The organism is Rodentibacter genomosp. 1 (genome assembly GCF_001999285.1).
Lineage (GTDB): Bacteria > Pseudomonadota > Gammaproteobacteria > Enterobacterales > Pasteurellaceae > Rodentibacter.
Window position 1 is genome coordinate 76,098 of the sequence record NZ_MLHN01000014.1, and the last position, 18,005, is coordinate 94,102.

17 protein-coding genes and 1 tRNA gene are annotated in these 18,005 nt (G+C 42.5%); 11 read left to right on the forward strand and 7 right to left on the reverse strand.

Translation table 11 applies throughout. The annotated features are described in order from the left end of the window. Position 1: 1 nt before the first annotated feature. The 4 genes from glpC to BKK54_RS08670 all read left to right on the forward strand — a co-directional run bounded on the left by glpC (position 2) and on the right by BKK54_RS08670 (position 3,058). Positions 2-1,282 carry an anaerobic glycerol-3-phosphate dehydrogenase subunit GlpC gene (gene glpC, locus BKK54_RS08655; RefSeq protein WP_077542684.1) on the forward strand — a complete coding sequence of 427 codons (1,281 nt, stop codon included), beginning with the start codon at positions 2-4 and terminating at the stop codon, positions 1,280-1,282. A 294-nt stretch (positions 1,283-1,576) separates the two neighbouring features. After that, positions 1,577-2,227, forward strand: a complete 651-nt coding sequence (locus BKK54_RS08660; RefSeq protein ID WP_077542685.1) for a cation diffusion facilitator family transporter — start codon at positions 1,577-1,579, stop codon at positions 2,225-2,227. A 50-nt stretch (positions 2,228-2,277) separates the two neighbouring features. After that, entirely contained in the window at positions 2,278-2,670 is a 393-nt protein-coding gene (locus BKK54_RS08665) for a MerR family transcriptional regulator (RefSeq protein ID WP_077542686.1), read from the forward strand. Positions 2,671-2,740: 70 nt separating this feature from the next. Further along, the gene (locus tag BKK54_RS08670) at positions 2,741-3,058 is read left to right on the forward strand and encodes a DMT family transporter (protein ID WP_077542687.1); all 318 of its coding nucleotides are present in this window, start codon (positions 2,741-2,743) and stop codon (positions 3,056-3,058) included. A 57-nt stretch (positions 3,059-3,115) separates the two neighbouring features. Here the strand turns inward: BKK54_RS08670 and BKK54_RS08675 are convergent, their stop codons facing one another. Beyond that, positions 3,116-3,502 (reverse strand): MmcQ/YjbR family DNA-binding protein, encoded by a 387-nt coding sequence (locus BKK54_RS08675; protein ID WP_077542688.1) that lies wholly within the window; start codon positions 3,500-3,502, stop codon positions 3,116-3,118. A gap of 120 nt (positions 3,503-3,622) precedes the next feature. Then, entirely contained in the window at positions 3,623-6,247 is a 2,625-nt protein-coding gene (gene adhE / locus BKK54_RS08680; protein WP_077542689.1) for a bifunctional acetaldehyde-CoA/alcohol dehydrogenase, read from the reverse strand. A gap of 212 nt (positions 6,248-6,459) precedes the next feature. On the opposite strand from adhE, the gene BKK54_RS08685 reads away from it, so the two are divergent. After that, a complete protein-coding gene (locus BKK54_RS08685) occupies positions 6,460-7,023 on the forward strand; it encodes an acetate uptake transporter (protein WP_077542690.1) in 564 nt (187 codons plus the stop codon). A gap of 77 nt (positions 7,024-7,100) precedes the next feature. Here BKK54_RS08685 and BKK54_RS08690 read toward each other — a convergent pair whose 3' ends face one another. From BKK54_RS08690 to BKK54_RS08705, 4 genes are all read right to left on the reverse strand, one after another. Next, entirely contained in the window at positions 7,101-8,402 is a 1,302-nt protein-coding gene (locus BKK54_RS08690) for a sodium ion-translocating decarboxylase subunit beta (protein ID WP_077542691.1), read from the reverse strand. A 16-nt stretch (positions 8,403-8,418) separates the two neighbouring features. Then, entirely contained in the window at positions 8,419-10,245 is a 1,827-nt protein-coding gene (oadA, locus tag BKK54_RS08695; protein ID WP_077542692.1) for a sodium-extruding oxaloacetate decarboxylase subunit alpha, read from the reverse strand. 35 nt (positions 10,246-10,280) lie between these two features. After that, positions 10,281-10,541 carry an oxaloacetate decarboxylase subunit gamma gene (locus BKK54_RS08700; RefSeq protein WP_077542693.1) on the reverse strand — a complete coding sequence of 87 codons (261 nt, stop codon included), beginning with the start codon at positions 10,539-10,541 and terminating at the stop codon, positions 10,281-10,283. A 129-nt stretch (positions 10,542-10,670) separates the two neighbouring features. Continuing rightward, positions 10,671-10,765: transfer RNA gene (locus BKK54_RS08705), tRNA-Sec, on the reverse strand. Positions 10,766-10,835: 70 nt separating this feature from the next. Here BKK54_RS08705 and selA point away from each other — a divergent pair. From selA to BKK54_RS08720, 3 genes are read left to right on the forward strand one after another with little or no spacing between them, the layout of a single operon-like run. Further along, positions 10,836-12,221 (forward strand): L-seryl-tRNA(Sec) selenium transferase, encoded by a 1,386-nt coding sequence (selA, locus tag BKK54_RS08710; protein ID WP_077542694.1) that lies wholly within the window; start codon positions 10,836-10,838, stop codon positions 12,219-12,221. After that, positions 12,218-14,083: a selenocysteine-specific translation elongation factor gene (selB, locus tag BKK54_RS08715; RefSeq protein ID WP_077542695.1), complete on the forward strand. Its 1,866-nt coding sequence runs from the start codon at positions 12,218-12,220 to the stop codon at positions 14,081-14,083. The genes selA and selB overlap by 4 nt, the downstream gene beginning before the upstream one ends. A gap of 9 nt (positions 14,084-14,092) precedes the next feature. Continuing rightward, entirely contained in the window at positions 14,093-14,989 is an 897-nt protein-coding gene (locus tag BKK54_RS08720) for an RsiV family protein (RefSeq protein WP_077542696.1), read from the forward strand. A 36-nt stretch (positions 14,990-15,025) separates the two neighbouring features. On the opposite strand, the gene tusA is transcribed toward BKK54_RS08720, so the two are convergent. Then, the gene (gene tusA / locus BKK54_RS08725) at positions 15,026-15,265 is read right to left on the reverse strand and encodes a sulfurtransferase TusA (protein WP_077542697.1); all 240 of its coding nucleotides are present in this window, start codon (positions 15,263-15,265) and stop codon (positions 15,026-15,028) included. Between the two features lie 111 nt (positions 15,266-15,376). Here tusA and BKK54_RS08730 point away from each other — a divergent pair, with 111 nt between their 5' ends. From BKK54_RS08730 to hemG, 3 genes are read left to right on the forward strand one after another with little or no spacing between them, the layout of a single operon-like run. Then, positions 15,377-15,997, forward strand: a complete 621-nt coding sequence (locus BKK54_RS08730; RefSeq protein WP_077542698.1) for a YigZ family protein — start codon at positions 15,377-15,379, stop codon at positions 15,995-15,997. Between the two features lie 2 nt (positions 15,998-15,999). Then, positions 16,000-17,463, forward strand: coding sequence for a TrkH family potassium uptake protein (locus tag BKK54_RS08735; protein WP_077542699.1), 1,464 nt, complete (start codon positions 16,000-16,002; stop codon positions 17,461-17,463). Then, positions 17,463-17,993 carry a menaquinone-dependent protoporphyrinogen IX dehydrogenase gene (gene hemG, locus BKK54_RS08740; protein ID WP_077542700.1) on the forward strand — a complete coding sequence of 177 codons (531 nt, stop codon included), beginning with the start codon at positions 17,463-17,465 and terminating at the stop codon, positions 17,991-17,993. The genes BKK54_RS08735 and hemG overlap by 1 nt, the downstream gene beginning before the upstream one ends. Positions 17,994-18,005: the final 12 nt, after the last annotated feature.

Genomic DNA, 18,005 nt, shown 5'->3' on the forward strand with positions numbered 1-18,005 from the left:
GATGGATACGAACATTCAACGATTAATTGACAGTGCAAAGCAATCGCTCAATTCACCGGCAAGCCATCAGTATATTGATGAAAGTTTTGAAAGCTGCATTAAATGCACCGCTTGTACTGCCGTTTGTCCGGTTTCCCGTAATAATCCCCTTTACCCAGGCCCGAAACAGTCCGGTCCTGATGGTGAGCGTTTGCGTTTAAAATCTGCCGAACTTTATGATGAAGCCCTCAAATATTGTACGAACTGTAAACGTTGTGAAGTGGCTTGTCCGTCCGATGTCAAAATCGGCGATCTGATTGTTCGGGCGCGTAATAATCATCTGGCACAACAGAAAAAACCGATGATGCACAAATTGCGTGATGCCATTTTAAGTAACACCGACATCATGGGGAAACTCAACACGCCTCTTGCACCTATTGTGAATACTGTCACCGGATTAAGTGCTACCAAATTTGTGCTTGAGAAAACCCTTAATATCAGTAAAAAAAGAACCTTACCAAAATATGCTTTTGGCACGTTCCGCAGTTGGTATATGAAAAATGCCTTAGAAGAGCAGAAAAACTTTGAACGTCAAGTGGCGTATTATCACGGCTGTTATGTGAACTATAATAATCCCCAACTGGGCAAAGAATTTTTGAAAGTATTCAATGCCATGGGGATAGGCGTAATGTTGTTGGAAAAAGAAAAATGCTGCGGTTTGCCTTTAACCGTGAACGGCTTTCCTGAACGCGCCCGTAGCATTGCCCGATTCAATACTGACTACATTGGCAAAATGGTGGATGAAAAGGGCTTAGAGGTAATTAGCGAAGCCTCAAGTTGTGCCCTAAATTTACGGGATGAATATCATCATATTTTAGGTATCGATAATGCCAAAGTACGCCCGCACATTCATATGGTGACCCCTTTCCTATATCAGCTTTTTAAAGAAGGAAAAACCTTACCGCTTAAGTCGCTGAAATTAAGAGTGGCGTACCACACAGCCTGTCATGTGGAAAAAGCCGGCTGGGCGCCTTACACATTAGAAGTATTAAAACAAATTCCTGGCTTGGAAATCATTATGTTGCCGTCACAATGCTGCGGCATTGCCGGTACCTACGGTTTTAAAGCGGAAAACTACGACACCGCCCAATCTATCGGCAAAACCTTGTTTGATAATATCAATGAGGGCGGATTTGATTATGTCATTTCCGAATGCCAAACCTGTAAATGGCAAATTGATATGTCCTCCAATGTCACCTGCATTCACCCATTGACCTTACTTTGTATGTCGATGGAGGGGTAGGAAGTAAAAGTGTGGTTAAATTGATCTGCATCTAATAAGGTTGGGTTACAATCCTGCTGAGTAAGGTGCAGATTTTTTACAACTAATCCAGCCCATTATTCAGATTGAAACTCATTGAAATTTATTCTTTAAATAGAAAAATTATTCAAATATCTTCTATTTCATCTCCATTTTATAAATAGTGTATTTTTTCGAACTGTTGTATTTCTCACAAATATTCCCTTGACTCCGTACCCACTACAGGCTTTACACTGATGTTCACTTAATCAACTTGCTCCTAAAAAGGAAAGATAAATGAAAAATGTACATCAAGAACACGGGCATTCCCACCCTCACTCTCATACCCCAAAGAACAAAAGGATTTTAGGGATCAGTTTTATGATTATCACTGGTTATATGATGGTGGAGTTTTTAGGGGGATACTTTTTTAATAGCCTTACTTTAATGGCTGATGCCGGGCATATGGCAAACGATAGCCTATCGCTTTTTTTATCCCTAGTTGCGTTATTTTTAAGCCTGAAATGGCAAAAAGTATTTGCTTTAGTCAATGGTATATCATTAATAGGTGTTGCAGTTTGGGTTTTATTTGAGGCGCGAGAGCGTTGGCAAATGGCGACTGAAATGTTGGTATTACCCATGTTGGGCGTGGCCGTTATGGGATTGCTTGTAAATCTTTTAGTTGCTTGGATGATGTTCAAAAGCGATCAAAATAACCTAAATATTCGTGCTGCTTATTTACATGTTTTAGCCGATTTATTTGGTTCTGTCGTAGCGATTTTGGCGGGGTTGAGTGTGTGGTGGTTTAATTGGCAGTGGGTTGATGTGGTCGCAAGCGGTATCTTGAGTGTGTTAGTACTACGCAGTGGTGTGTTAGTCACGTTGCAGGCGATTAGGGCGTTACAAGATCCCACAGGGTCTATTTCAATGACACCTCATTCTCATTAATGAGGGGATTTTGGTAAAATCTTGCAAGAATTAATCGTTTGGGGAGTATGATGAAAATCAATGAATTGAGCAAGTGTACGGGGATTAATCTTGAAACGATTCGTTACTATGAAAAACAAGGTATTTTACCCGAACCTAAACGGTTAGCGAATGGTTACCGTCAGTATCATGAAGAAAGTGTTAAGCAGCTAAATTTTGTTAAAAATTGCCGGGCATTAGGGTTTTCACTTGAAGATATTCGTGAACTTAATCGTTTGAAGTTCGGCAATGCTGATCATTATTATGCAGATCAGATGGTTTTAAAGCAGCTTGCTCGGGTGGAAGAAAAAATTGCTCAACTTCTAGACATTAAAATGTTTCTGCAATCGATCGCAACAGAAGAACCGCACTGTGAATCGGAATGTAAAGCCATGTTGGGATTAAAAGAAGGCAAGTGCGGTTAAATTTGCAGAATTTTTTTCAATCAATACAATACCCTCTCAATTTTATTGGTAAAAAATGAGGTCGTTGTATATGGCGTGGATTTATCTAGTGGTCGCAGGATTGATGGAGATTGGTTGGCCGCTCGGCTTGAAGTTGGCACAACAAGCGGGTTGGCGTTGGCAAGGCGTTGTTATAGCGATTTTATTTATGGCAGGCAGTGGCACATTACTTTTTTTAGCACAAAGAAATATTCCAATGGGAACCGCTTATGCGGTGTGGACCGGCATTGGTGCATTAGGTGCTTTCGTTGTGGGCGTGATGTTCTTAGGTGATGCATCTACAATGGGAAGGTGGGTTGGCGCTTTACTTATCGTTTCCGGTGTGATTGTGATGAAATTATCCAGTTAAAAGTTAGATATTGAAAATTAGTCCCAAAAATGACCGCACTTTTGATGATCGCCGTCATCATGTGATGTAACGAACACATTGTGATGGCGATTTTTTCATTGTTAGCGTAAAGCTCTCATCCAGCAATTCAAACAACAATCCTTCATCAATTTCCGCAAGATTTAAGCTGATCCAATGCTCTTTATTCATATGGTAAGCGGGATAAATGCCTTTTATCATCCGAAGAGAGCCAATTTCTTCTGGCTTGGCTTTTACATTCATGATTGAAACTTTCCCTTCCCTTAATATCCCTATTTTACTCGCTTCCACGACCATTAAAATGGCGAACCACTTACGATGACTTTGATGGCGGAAGACGGCATAATCAGGAAACTTTGCCCATGGATATTCCGCTTGGATGTGATAACGTTGTTCGATTTGAACTAAAAGCGTAGAAAGATTCATTTTACTCTTTGTGTTGCAAAAATTTTGTTTGATAAAAAATCTGCCCCTTAATAAGTTGGAGAGGATTTCCAACATTGGGGCAGATTAAAGTGCGGTTGATATACCTTATTTTTTTAATGCTTAGTAATCTTCAGCATTATAGCCATGGTAGGCGCGCGTTAAAATGTTTTCCATATCTGCTACTAACGGCAAGCGAGGGTTTGCCGGAGAACATTGGTCTTCAAAGGCGAGCAATGCAATATCACGGCGTGCATCTAACCAATCTTTTTCATCCAAGCCTTGCGCTTTGAAAGACATTTTGATACCGCAACGTTCTGCTAAGTTATAGCAGGCTTGGGCAAAGGATTTTACTCCCTCTTCCGGTGTCGCACAAGGTAAGCCGAGCATACGGGCGATTTCTTGGTATTTCACATCCGCCTTGTAGTAGTTGTATTTTGGCCAAGTTGATGTTTTTTCCGGTCTGGTACCGTTATAACGAATGACATGTGGCATTAAAATAGCATTAGTACGTCCGTGTGGTGTATGAAAACGACCGCCAATTTTATGTGCCAAGGAATGGTTCATGCCTAAGAATGCATTAGCAAATGCCATACCTGCTATGGTGGAGGCATTGTGCATTTTCTCGCGTGCTTCAGGATCTTTTTCTTTCACAGAGCGCTCTAAGTTTTCAAATACCAATTTGATGGCTTGCAATGCTAAACCGTCAGTAAAATCGTTGGCAAGTACAGAGACATAGGCTTCAGTTGCATGAGTTAGCACATCCAGGCCTGTGTCAGCGGCAACGTGAGCCGGTACGGTCATCACCAATGCCGGATCAACTATTGCCACGGTTGGCGTTAAGGAATAGTCGGCAATCGGATATTTTTTGTCGCCTTCGGTAATAACGGCAAATGGTGTCACTTCAGAACCGGTACCGGAAGTGGTTGGAATACCGATAAAGCGAGCTTTACGCCCTAATTGTGGGAATTTAAAGGCACGTTTGCGAATGTCCATAAATTTTTGCACAAGATCACGGAAATCTACTTCAGGTTGTTCGTAGAATAACCACATCACTTTTGCCGCATCCATTGCTGAGCCACCACCAAGGGCAATGATGGTATCAGGTTGATAGCTGCGTAATAATTCTGTACCACGACGCACGGTTTCGATTGATGGATCCGGTTCAACATCAGCAAAAAGTTGGTAGGTGACGTGGTTACCGCGAGCGGTAATTTGTTTCGCAATTTTTTCAACAAAGCCTAAATCTACCATGGTACGGTCGGTTACGATCACCACACGTTCCATACCTTTCATTGATTGTAAATACTGAATTGAATCACGCTCAAAGTAGATTTTTGAAGGCACTTTAAACCATTGCATATTATTTCTCCGTCTTCCCACGCGTTTTATGTTAATTAAATTGACCGCACTTACATTGTTGCCGACCGAGTTTTTCCCGTAAGAGCCACAACCGAGCGTTAACGATGGAAGGAAAGAGTTATACACATCACCAATTCCACCGAAAGTAGAAGGGGAATTCCAAATCACACGAATGGCTTTAACACGTTCGCCAAATTCTTTGGCCAATTCGGCATTATTGGTATGGATTGCCGCAGAGTGACCCAAGCCATGAAATTCCACCATTTGCTCCGCTTTATTTAAGCCATCTTCCGTTGAGGTGGCTTTCACTAAGGCAAGTACAGGTGATAATTTTTCACGGGTAAGAGGTTCTTTTTCGCCCACTTCTTTACATTCGGCCAATAAAATATTGGTGCGTGGCGGCACTTTAAAGCCCGCTTGTTCCGCAATCCAAGTGGCAGGTTTACCCACAACATTGGCATTAAGTTTTGCACCGGAACAATTTTTACTGTCTGCTTTCACACCAAACATCAATTCTTCCAGCATTGCTTTTTCTTTTTTGTTCACCAGATAGACACCGTAAGATTGCATTTCTTTCACAAAATCAGCGTAAATTTCTTCATCGACAATGGCTGCTTGTTCGGAAGCACAGACCATCCCGTTATCAAAGGATTTTGACATCACAATATCGTGAACGGCTTGTTTTAAGTTGGCGGATTTTTCCACATAAGCCGGGACATTACCTGCTCCAACACCAAGTGCCGGTTTTCCGCAAGAATAGGCTGCTTCCACCATGGCATTACCGCCTGTGGCTAAAATGGTCGCAATGCCGGGATGTTTCATTAGGGCAGAGGTACCTTCTATGGACGGATGTTCGATCCATTGGATACAATCTTTTGGTGCACCGGCTGCTACGGCTGCTTCATAGACAATACGTGCAGCGTGAGCAGAAGACTGTTGAGCAGACGGGTGGAATGCAAACACGATAGGGTTGCGGGTTTTTAAGGCAATTAATGATTTGAAAATAGCGGTTGATGTTGGGTTAGTGGTTGGAGTTATCCCACAAATCACACCGACCGGATCCGCAATTTCCGTGATACCCGTTACGTCATCTTCGCTAATCACGCCAACGGTTTTTAAGTTGCGCATATTGTTCACCACATACTCACAGGCAAACAGGTTTTTGGTGGCTTTATCCTCAAATACACCACGACCGGTTTCTTCGTAGGCGTGCATTGCCAGTACACCGTGCTGATCGAGGGCGGCAACGGAGGCTTTTGCCACAATATAATTGATCTGTTCTTGATCAAGTTGGCGGAATGCTTCAAGTGCAACTAAGCCTTTTTCTACCAAGGCATTGACTTCTGCTTGAGCCGGGGTGATGGCATTTTCAACTGCATTACTCATTGTTTTCTCCTAAAAGTTTAAAATCTAACTAAAAAGGATTATACGCCTTCATTTCTGTGATCTCGATCACATAAAAGACCTATTTAATGAAAAGCTGATCTTGATCAAGTTCAATAACGTAGCGTAGATTTTTTTCTGTTTTACTCTTTATTTTCTGACCGGATTTCGCCATAATGCGCAACTTTCATACTCAAAATTATTAAGGAAAATTTATGTCAGCGAAAGATGGTTTGGCTAATCCGGGTCCTCTAGGGTTATGTGGTTTTGCTTTAACAACTTGGTTATTATGTTTAGTCAATGCCGGTATTTTTGATGGTTCAAACCTAGGTTTGGTATTGGGAATGGCATTCGCTTTTGGTGGAACTGCACAAATGGTCGCCGGGATGTTCGAATTTAAAAAAGGGAATACTTTCGGCTTTACTGCATTTATCAGTTATGGTGCATTCTGGTGGTCTTGGGCGCTATTTGTTGCTTTCTTTAAGGGGGAGACTTCCGCACAGTTTGTGGCTTGGTATTTAGCATGCTGGGGAACATTCACCTTAATGATGTTTTTAGCGACTTTCCCAAAACCGCGTGCATTACAAGCGATTTTCTTCTTTTTAACCTTAACGTTTTATGCATTAGCCATTGGTGATGCAACAGGCAACCATGCCATTGTGAATATCGGGGGATATTTAGGGTTAGTCACCGCACTTTGTGCATTCTATTTAGCTGCGGCTGAAGTGTTAAATGAATCCTATGGCAGAACAGTATTGCCAATTGGTGAGAAAAAATAATTTTTAACGATTGGTTTGAATAAAAGTGCGGTCATATTTTCGAGAGAATTTATGGCCGCATTTTTTATTTTTAACTATCACATTCCGGCAATATATTTCAACATCACACCTGCTGCAATAGCCGAACCAATCACGCCAGCAACGTTTGGCCCCATGGCGTGCATCAGTAAGAAGTTTTGATGATCTGCTTCTAACCCGACTTTATTTGATACTCTTGCTGCCATAGGCACGGCTGAAACCCCGGCGGACCCAATAAGCGGGTTGATTTTGTTTTTGCTGAATTTATTCATCAATTTTGCCATCAATACGCCACTTGCCGTGCCAATACTAAAGGCGACAACACCGAGTAACAAAATCCCTAGCGTTTGAGGTTGGAGGAATTTATCCGCGACCAATTTCGCCCCGACCGATAATCCCAATACAATCGTGGTAATGTTGATTAAGGCATTTTGGGTGGTATCGCTTAACCGTTCTACTACACCGCTGACGCGCATTAAGTTACCAAAACAGAACATCCCCAATAATGGCGCCGCATCCGGTAAAATTAAGGCAACCAGTAGTAATAAGATGATAGGAAATAATACCTTCTCACGTTGGCTCACTGGACGAAGTTGTACCATACGGATTTTCCGTTCTTCTTCTGTTGTTAAGGCTTTCATAATCGGTGGTTGAATCAATGGTACAAGCGCCATGTAAGAATAAGCCGCCACCGCAATCGCACCAAGTAACTCAGGGGCGAGTTTACTGGTGAGATAAATTGCTGTTGGGCCGTCTGCCCCACCAATAATCCCAATTGCTGCTGCCTGTGGAAGGCTGAAGGAAATCACTCCCAGCCAGTTTAATGCTAATGCACCTAGCACAGTGGTGAAAATGCCAAATTGAGCCGCTGCACCTAACAACAGGGTTCTTGGGTTGGCAAGAAGCGGGCCGAAGTCCGTCATTGCTCCCACGCCCATAAATATGACAAGCGGTGCAACACCATAGCCAATGGCCACTTTATAGAATAAGGCGAGAATACCTGCGCTATATCCCATATCACCGGCTAAGGTTTCCAACTCTGCAATCTGCGATGGTAATGCGCTATTCAGTGCATTCTTAATTGCAACCGGATCGGCTACAGTATTAAGTTTTGCCGCAATAATGGCAAGTTGGTGCGCCGCGCCGGAATGGATAAGATTATCCAATGCGGTCATCGCAATTCCGGCTTCGGGAATGTTGGACAGCAGCCCGCCAAACCCTATAGGCAATAATAACAACGGTTCAAATTTTCGGGAGATCGCCAACCAAAGTAGGAGCAAGCTCACACCGATCATTACGGCTTGCCCCCATTCCAGATGCATGATCCCCATGCCTTTAAATAATGCAATAATACTGTCCATACTTCCTACCTACCACTTATGCGATGGTCATTAAGGTATCACCAACGGTGACGCTATCGCCCGCTTTAATGGTGATATTTTGAACGATACCACCTTTGGAGGCTCGGATTTCAGTTTCCATTTTCATGGCTTCCAGTACGAGTAATACATCGCCTTCTGCGACGGTCTGCCCTTCGCTGGCAACCACTTTCCAAATATTACCCGACATCGGTGCGGTAACCGGTTCGGCTGTGGCGGATTGTGCCTGTGCAGAAGGTGTTGGAGAAGGGGCAGAGGTTGATTGGGCTGAAGGTGCGGTTGGGGTGATATTTGTCACATCTCCGCCCTCGCTAACTTTTACCACAAAGGCTTTGCCTTCTAATTCCACAGTATAAACTGCGGCACCACTAGCTTTTTTGTTTGAAAGTGCGGTTGGTTTTTCTGAAGTTTTTTCCGTTGCTTGATCTGCCTCTGGAGCAGGTTCAAAGGCGTCAGGATTGCCACGATTTTCTAAGAATTTTAAGCCGACCTGTGGGAATAAGGCGACAATCAGCACATCATCAATTTCATTTGAAGCCAAGCTAATGCCTTTCTCCTTCGCAAGTTGTTTCACTTCTGCAGTGAGTTTATCCATTTCAGGTGCAAGATGATCGGCCGGGCGATCGGTGATAGGTTGAGCCCCTTCTAAGACACGAGCCTGCAACTCGCTATTTACCGCAGCCGGCGTACGACCATACTCACCTTTTAAAATACCGGCGGTTTCTTTGGCGATAGTTTTGTAACGTTCTCCCATCAACACGTTAATTACCGCCTGTGTGCCGACAATTTGCGAAGTTGGTGTAACAAGCGGGATGAAACCGAGATCTTCACGGACTCGCGGGATTTCTTGTAACACTTGGTCGAGTTTGTCTGAAGCATTTTGTTGTTTGAGCTGGCTTTCAAGGTTGGTGAGCATTCCGCCCGGCACTTGCGCGACTAAAATGCGACTATCAACGCCTTTTAATTGACCTTCAAATTTCGCATACTTTTTACGAACGGTACGGAAATAATCCGCAATTTTTTCCAGTTTAAGAATATCTAAACCTGTGTCATAGCCTGTACCTTGTAAGGTTGCAACCAATGCTTCAGTGGCTGGGTGTCCGTAAGTACCGCTCATAGAGGAAATTGAAGTATCAACACCGTCAGCTCCCGCTTCCACACCTTTTAGCAGTGCCATTTCAGCCATACCGGTCGTGGAGTGGCAATGTAGATGGAGACGAATATCGTAGCGTTTTTTGATTTCACTGACTAATTCATAGGCGGACATCGGCGTTAAAATGCCTGACATATCTTTAATCACAAGAGAATCAATACCGATTTCTAATAATTGTTCTGTGGTATCCAACCAAGTCTCTAAAGTATGAACTGGACTGGTGGTATAACTTAGCGTTCCTTGTGCATGACCGCCTTGTTTACGGACGGCTTTCAATGCCTGTTGCATATTGCGTGGGTCATTCATTGCATCAAATACACGGAATACACTCATTCCATTGGTGACTGCACGTTCGACAAAACGGTCAACCACATCATCGGCATAATGACGGTAACCCAACAGATTTTGCCCGCGTAAAAGCATTTGTAATGGGGTTTTTGGCAAGGCTTTTTTCAATTCACGCAAACGAACCCAAGGATCTTCACCTAAAAAACGAATGCAACTATCAAAGGTTGCGCCACCCCATGCCTCTAATGACCAATAGCCAATGTCATCTAGCGCCGATGCAATAGGGAGCATATCCTCAAGGCGCATACGGGTAGCAAAAAGCGATTGATGTGCATCACGTAATACCACATCGGTGATAGCAATTTTTTTATGTTGAGCAGTCATAAAATACCTCTTCCTTAGCCTATTAAATGAAAATGTTATTTTAGATCTTGTTGGCGACGGTGGTGTGCAATCGCTGCAACAATAACCGGACGCAGCCGAGCGATATCATCACTACTAGACACGGCTGCCGATTGATTCGATTGTGAGGCGGGAACCTCGTTTTCGGGAAAGAATCGATTAATGATTTTTGATGCAAATTCAATAGCATAGATAAGTAGGAAGAGAAAAAAGATGACGAATCCCATTCCTGCAAACATTAAATTGATCCCTTCAAGCATGAGCTCTGAACTTGTCATAATTACCTCAAAAAATTGAAAACGTAGTGAATATACTAGCTTTTTTCTATAAAGAAAACTTTGACATAGTTCACAAAATCATAAATGGGGGGAAAACATAGGAAAATGGGAGGGATTTTTGAGAGGGGTTGGCGGAAGGTCATGGGAGTCGAACCCACCCGAGAACGCTGGCGTCCTCAACAGGATTTGAAGTCCTGCCACCTCACCGGAGATGACGACCTTCCGTGGTTGAAATTGGCGGTACTTTAGCGTAAATTATTTGCCAATTCAACGTTATTTTAAACGGATTCAAAAATGACCGATCTTTTTCAACAGCTGCCTGCCGTTGATAAACTTCTCAAAATGCCACAAGGTGAACAGCTTACCGCAGAGTTTGGACATTCAGCCGTGGTGGCTATATGTCGGGAATTACTGACGCAGGCACGTCAATATATTCAAAAAAATCATCAACTGCCTGAATATTTCTCTGATTTTGACCGCATTTTTTTCGAACTTCGATCATATTTAAATCAGCAAAATACCGTGCAAATTAAAACCGTGCATAATCTTACCGGCACGATATTACACACTAACTTGGGTCGTGCAATATGGGCGAAAGCCGCTCAGCAAGCGGCATTGTCTGCGATGCAAGGCAATGTTGCACTAGAGTATGATTTAGAGGAAGGCAAACGGAGTCATCGTGATAATTATATCAGCGAGCTTTTATGTAGATTAACCGGCGCAGAGGCGGCTTGTGTGGTGAATAACAATGCAGCGGCAGTATTTTTGATGTTAGCAACGGTTGCACCGGGAAAAGAGGTGGTCATTTCTCGTGGTGAACTCATTGAAATCGGTGGGGCGTTCCGTATTCCTGATATTATGACACAGGCTGGTTGTCGCTTGGTTGAGGTGGGCACGACCAACCGCACGCATTTAAAGGATTATCGTGATGTGATTGGTGAAAATACGGCCTTATTAATGAAAGTTCATAGCAGCAATTATCAAATTTGCGGTTTTACCTCATCAGTTTCGGAACAAGAATTGGTTGAATTAGGGCGAGAAGTGAACGTCCCCGTAGTGACTGATCTCGGCAGTGGCGCTCTCATTGATTTAACCCAATACGGCTTACCCAAAGAACCAACAGTACAAGAAAAAGTGGCTCAGGGTGTGGATTTAATCACCTTCTCCGGTGACAAATTATTGGGTGGTGTGCAGGCCGGTATTATCGTGGGAAAAAAAGAATGGATTGCCAGACTGCAGGCTCATCCACTAAAACGGGTATTGCGTTGTGATAAAGTGACCCTGGCCGGTTTAGAAGCGACATTACGCTTGTATTTAAATCCTGAAAAATTAACGGAACATTTACCCACATTACATCTGCTTACACAATCACTCGAAGCATTACAGAATAAAGCAGAACAGCTTAAAGTGCGGTTGGAAAAACGGTTAGATTCACAGTTTGACATTCAAATTGAAGAAAGCCTTGCACAAATTGGTAGTGGCTCACAACCGATGGCGCGTATCCCTTCCCTTGCAGTTACGATTGCCGAAAAAACAAATGGTAAATTAACCACACTTTCCGAGCGTTTCAAACAACTCTCTCAGCCCATTATCGGACGTATGGAAAACGGCAAATTATGGTTGGATGTTCGCAGTGTTGCGACAATGGAAAGGTTATTACAAGTGGTGGATGAACTATGATTATTGTCACCTCAGGACACGTTGATCACGGCAAAACGGCGTTACTTAAAGCGCTAACCGGCACTAATACCGCTCATTTGCCGGAAGAAAAAAAGCGCGGAATGACGATCGATCTTGGCTATGCCTATTTACCTCTCGGTGAGAGCAAGAAAACCCTCGGTTTTATTGATGTACCGGGACATGAAAAATTCCTTTCAAATATGCTGGCAGGATTAGGCGGTGTTCATTATGCCATGCTGATTGTCGCGGCAGATGAGGGCATTGCGGCACAAACCAAAGAACATTTGGCGATTTTACGTCAGTTACAATTCCGTGAAATTATGGTGGTGCTTACCAAAGCGGATCGTGCAGATTCGGTGCAAATCGACACATTAATCCACAAAATTAAGCGGGATTACCCGTTTTTATGTCAGGCAAAATATTTCATTACTTCTGCAGAAAACGGTCAGGGTATTGAGGAATTGCGTAATTATTTACATCAACTGCCGGAATTGGCGGAAACACAAAAGCCATTTCGTTATGCCATTGATCGGGTTTTTAGCGTCAAGGGGGCGGGTACGGTCGTGACCGGCACTGCTTTTGCAGGAAGAGTACAAGTGGAAGATGAACTTTATCTCTCCACTGGGCAAAAAGTGCGGGTGAAAGCGATTCATGCGCAAAATACGCCGAGTGAACAAGGTTTGGCAGGGCAGCGTTTAGCATTAAATCTCAATGTGGATTTAGATCGTACATTGATAAAACGCGGTGATTGGTTATTGCAGGGCATTCCCCCTTTGCCCACGACACGCATCAGTGTGCAAATTTGGGTGGAAACACCACTAAATGAAAGCCAACCGATACATATTTATCATGCTGCCAGTCGTACGACAGGTCAGCTTGTTTTGTTACAAAGTAAAAATGTCGCCCAAAATGACCGCACTTTGGCAGAGATTATTTTGGATTCCCCCTTGTTTTTAGCCTTTGGCGATAAGCTTATTTTGCGCAGTGGTGATGCGAAAACACTTGTGGCAGGCGCTAGGGTGTTGGAAATTAACTCGCCAAAACGCCATAAGCGGACAGCGGAACGGTTGAGTTTCTTGGCAAATTTAGCTTTAGCGAAAAATGCTCCACAACGTATTGGATTAGCCCTTCAACATAATGCAATTGAAGCTAACCAAGTCATGTGGGGAGAACAGCTCAGTGTTATATCGCTAGACGAGGCACTGGCACAATGTGGTGCGATGCGCTATCAGGATTGGTGCTTTAATGCGGATTATCAAGCTGAAAAAACACAGCAAATTTTGACCGCACTTGCTACCTATCATGAGCAACATAATGATCAGTTAGGGGTGAGCAAAGCCCGTTTGTATCGTATAGCGCTGCTTAATCAGCCGGAACATTTGATTTATCACTTGATCGATGAGATGTTGGATAACGGTAAACTTCAACAAACCCGAGGTTGGTTGCATTTGCCCGAACATAAAATTCGTTTCGATGAGGAAGAACAGCATCGTTGGCAATGGGTATTAAAGGAATTTGAAAAGGCTAATGGGCAAGCGATTTGGGTGCGTGATATGGCAAATGCCTTAGTCATGGATGAAAACAAAATGCGTAATTTTATGTATAAAGCCGGGAAACTAGGTTATCTTACGCCGATTGTAAAAGATCGTTTCTTTTTAACTGAAACGATTTATGCTTATGCGCGTCTTATTAAGCAAATCGCTGAGGAAAAAGGGAAGGTTTCCGTTAATGAGGTGCGTGACCGCTTGAATTTTGGTCGCAAGCTCACCGTGCAACTTATGGAATATTTTGATCGTATCGGTTTTTTACGTCGTAAAGGCAATAATCACATTTTGCGTGATAAGAATATCTTTGATTTATAAGGAGAAAATATGAAAAGAACATTAATTCCAGCCGTAATTTTTACCGCACTTTTAACCACCGGTTGCCAAGATAAAGACGCTCAGACCAAAATTGAGCAGCTTAATCAAACGGTGGCCCAACTCACGGCAGAAAATACGCAATTAAAAGCAGAAAAATCGCTGGTGGAGAACGTGATCCCGGCGATTTTTGCTGAAGAAGATGTTGTGTTTAAAAAGTCGGAAACCATTCAATACCCGAAACCTAAGTCGGAAGAAGATTATTCGTCGGAAGAAGGAAAAATTGAGTATTCCATTTCGATGTTGAAAACTAATATTGATTGGTTAAATACCCTATTATGGGAAGAATTAACACGTGATGAAGATAATAAAGGCAAGGTACTCACACGTGAACAGCTTGTGGCGGAGTTACAAGAAAATTTTAATGAAACCTATGAGGGAATGAAAGAAGAAAAAACAATGGGCGTAGAACGCCGTCTTTGGGTAGATTTTATTGGGCAAAAAGAAAAATTAGCGACATTTTCGGTCGGAACTTATGAATATGAGGGCGGGGCACATGGTATGGGAGGTAATCTTTATTTGACCATTGATCTCACCTCTCATAAAATCTTGAAGCTCAATGATTTATTTGATGAGAAAGTGTTGCCGAAGGTGAAGGAATTACTGTGGGCGAATTATACACAAGATGGTGCGGTAAAAGATGACGAAACTTTTACGAAAAAAGCCGATTTTAATGTATCAGATAATATTTATTTAGATTCGGAAGGGGTGCATTTTATTTATAGTGCCTATGAAATCGCGCCTTATGTGGCAGGTGAACCTGATCTCACACTGAATTGGTGGCAATTAAAGGATTTGTTAAAACCGGATTTTAAACAACAAAGCTATGTGAAATTTAGGGAAGAATAAATGAGAGAAAGTGCGGTGAGTTTTCACCGCATTTTTTTATTTGCCTTTCTTTACCCAGTATTTAAAGGGGGGAGTGTCCATTTCGCTTTGTATTAGGGTATGTTCCATAAATTGACAAAAACTCGGAATATCGCGTGTAGTGGCGGGATCATCGGCTAGGATCAACAATATATCCCCATCGTTTAAATGACGGATGGTTTTACGCACTAACATCACAGGTTCAGGGCAACGCAAACCCAAGGTGTCAAGCGTTTGGGTAATCGTAATTTCAGACATTGCTTTCTCTTTCTACAAAATAATGCGCATAATACCACTTGTTTGGAAATTTCGACAAATCCCTATCATCAGTGATAGACTAGCACGATTGAAATTACTTAAAGAAATATCATGGCGGAATATCTTATTCCTAAAAGTGCGGTTATTTTTGAAGAAGAAATTAAAAAAAGCCGCTTTATCACCTATTTGCAGCACACAGAAGGTTTAGCTGAAGCGAGGACTTTTTGGGCGAAGATTAAGCAGGCGCACCCCCATGCACGGCATCATTGCTGGGCAACGGTTGCTGGCAATCCGGAGGATGCCCTGCAATTTGGTTTTTCTGATGATGGTGAGCCGGCAGGTACAGCGGGAAAACCGATGTTAAGTGCGTTACAAGGAAGTGGCGTTGGAGAAGTGAGTGTGGTCGTTGTACGCTATTTTGGAGGAATATTGCTAGGAACCGGAGGGCTTGTACGCGCTTATAATAGTGGTGTTCAACAAGCGTTAAAACTTTTAGAGACTGAAATTAAAGTGGAACGTAGCCCTTTTCGTTTGGATTGTGATTATGGACAATGGGGTTGGCTACAGCTGCTTTGCGAAAAATATCAGATAGTGATTTTATCACAGGATTTTCAGGCTCAGATTCACTTGATCTTAGGCATTAGTGAAAAAATGGTTGAATCTTTTGTCTCTGAATTAACCGAAAAATCAGCCGGTAAATTGATTATCCAACCTTTAGACACAGGCGAATAATTGTGCATATTTTATCTATCATTCGAATTATTGGCATTTTGGTTATGTGTTTTTCCGGTACGATGTTAATTCCTGCATTCGTCGCGTTGATTTATGGTGATGGTGGCGGAAAAGCATTTATGCAGGCTTTCGTTTTAAGCTTAACTGTTGGCTCGTTACTATGGTGGCCTTGCCATCATCACAAGCAGGAATTGCGTTCACGTGACGGTTTTTTGATCGTCGTCGCTTTTTGGTTTGTATTAGGCGGCTTGGCAACACTGCCACTTTTGTTATTTGATGCGCCTCATTTAACCTTGGCGTCCGCTGTATTTGAAGCGTTTTCTGGGTTAACGACAACGGGTGCAACGGTAATGACGGGATTGGATAATTTACCTAAAGCGATTTTATTTTATCGCCAATTTTTACAATGGCTAGGCGGTATGGGAATTATTGTATTGGCAATCGCGATTATTCCGTTATTAGGGATTGGTGGGATGCAACTTTATCGTGCGGAAATGTCTGGTCCGATGAAAGAGCAAAAAATTCGCCCAAGGATTGCTGAAACGGCCAAAATATTGTGGATAATTTATCTTTCACTGACAATTTCTTGTATGCTGGCTTATTGGTTGGCGGGAATGGATCCTTTTGATGCGTTGACCCATAGTTTCTCAACCGTCTCCATTGGTGGTTTCTCGACACATGATGCGAGTATCGGCTATTTTAATAGCCCGTTGATTAATGGGATTACCGTCTTGTTTTTATTGATTTCTGCCTGTAATTTTGGCTTGCATTTCCGTGCGTTTTCAACAATTGGGCGTGAAAATTTTGCCAAAATTTATTGGCGGGATCCCGAATTCCGTTTTTTTATTCGCTCTCAGATCATTTTGGTGGCGATATGTACTTTTGTTATGTGGAGCCATAGTTATTTTTCATCCTCCTGGCAAGATTTTGAACAAGTCCTGTTTCAAGCCGTATCAATTTCTACTACGACGGGCTATACGACATCCGATTTTACTGTATGGCCCTCTTTTGTACCGGTATTACTAATTCTCGCCTCTTTCATGGGGGGCTGTGCTGGCTCTGTCGGGGGAGGGCTACGTGTAGCACGAGTGTTAGTACTTTATTTACAAGGAAAACGGGAACTAAAACGTGTTGTTCATCCGAATTTAGTTTATCCCATTAAATGGGGTAAAACGGTACTTGATGAGAGAGTCATTGGGAGTATTTGGGCGTTTTTTTCTGCATACCTTTTAGTCTTTTTAGCTTGTTTACTCGGGGTGATTGCCTGTGGTGTTGAACCTTTTGATGCATTTAATGCGGTTTTAGCTTGTTTGAATAATCTAGGGCCTGCGCTAGGCTCTGTCAGCGGCAATATGATGGCGATCCCAGATAGTGCAAAATGGATTTTAACCGTAGCCATGGTATGTGGACGCTTGGAAATTTTTACCCTGTTAGCTTTATTTACCCCTGCATTTTGGAAAGCCTAATGAAAACATTAATTCTTTATTCAAGCCATGATGGACAAACAAAAAAAATTGCTGAATTTTTAACCGCACTTTTAGAAGGTGAGGTAATCGTTGATGCGTTACGAGAAGATTATAATATCGAAGCTTTTGATCGTGTGATTATTGGAGCTTCCATACGTTATGGGCATTTTAGTAAAATGCTTGACCGTTTTGTTATGAGTAACCATAAGCATTTGTCACAAAAAAGTGCGGTATTTTTTGGCGTTAATTTAACGGCGCGCAAAGAGGGAAAAGATAACCCGGAAACTAACGTATATGTACGTAAATTTTTGCAACGTACAAAATGGCAACCCAAATTATCGGCGGTGTTTGCTGGCGCATTATTATATCCACGTTATAAATGGTTTGATCGTGTGATGATCCAATTCATTATGAAGATCACAGGTGGGGAGACAGATACAAGCAAAGAAATTGAATATACGGACTGGGAAAAAGTTAAGGTATTTGCTCAACGAATTAATAAGTTGGATAAATCATCAAAATTCAGCTAAATTTCATTCAAA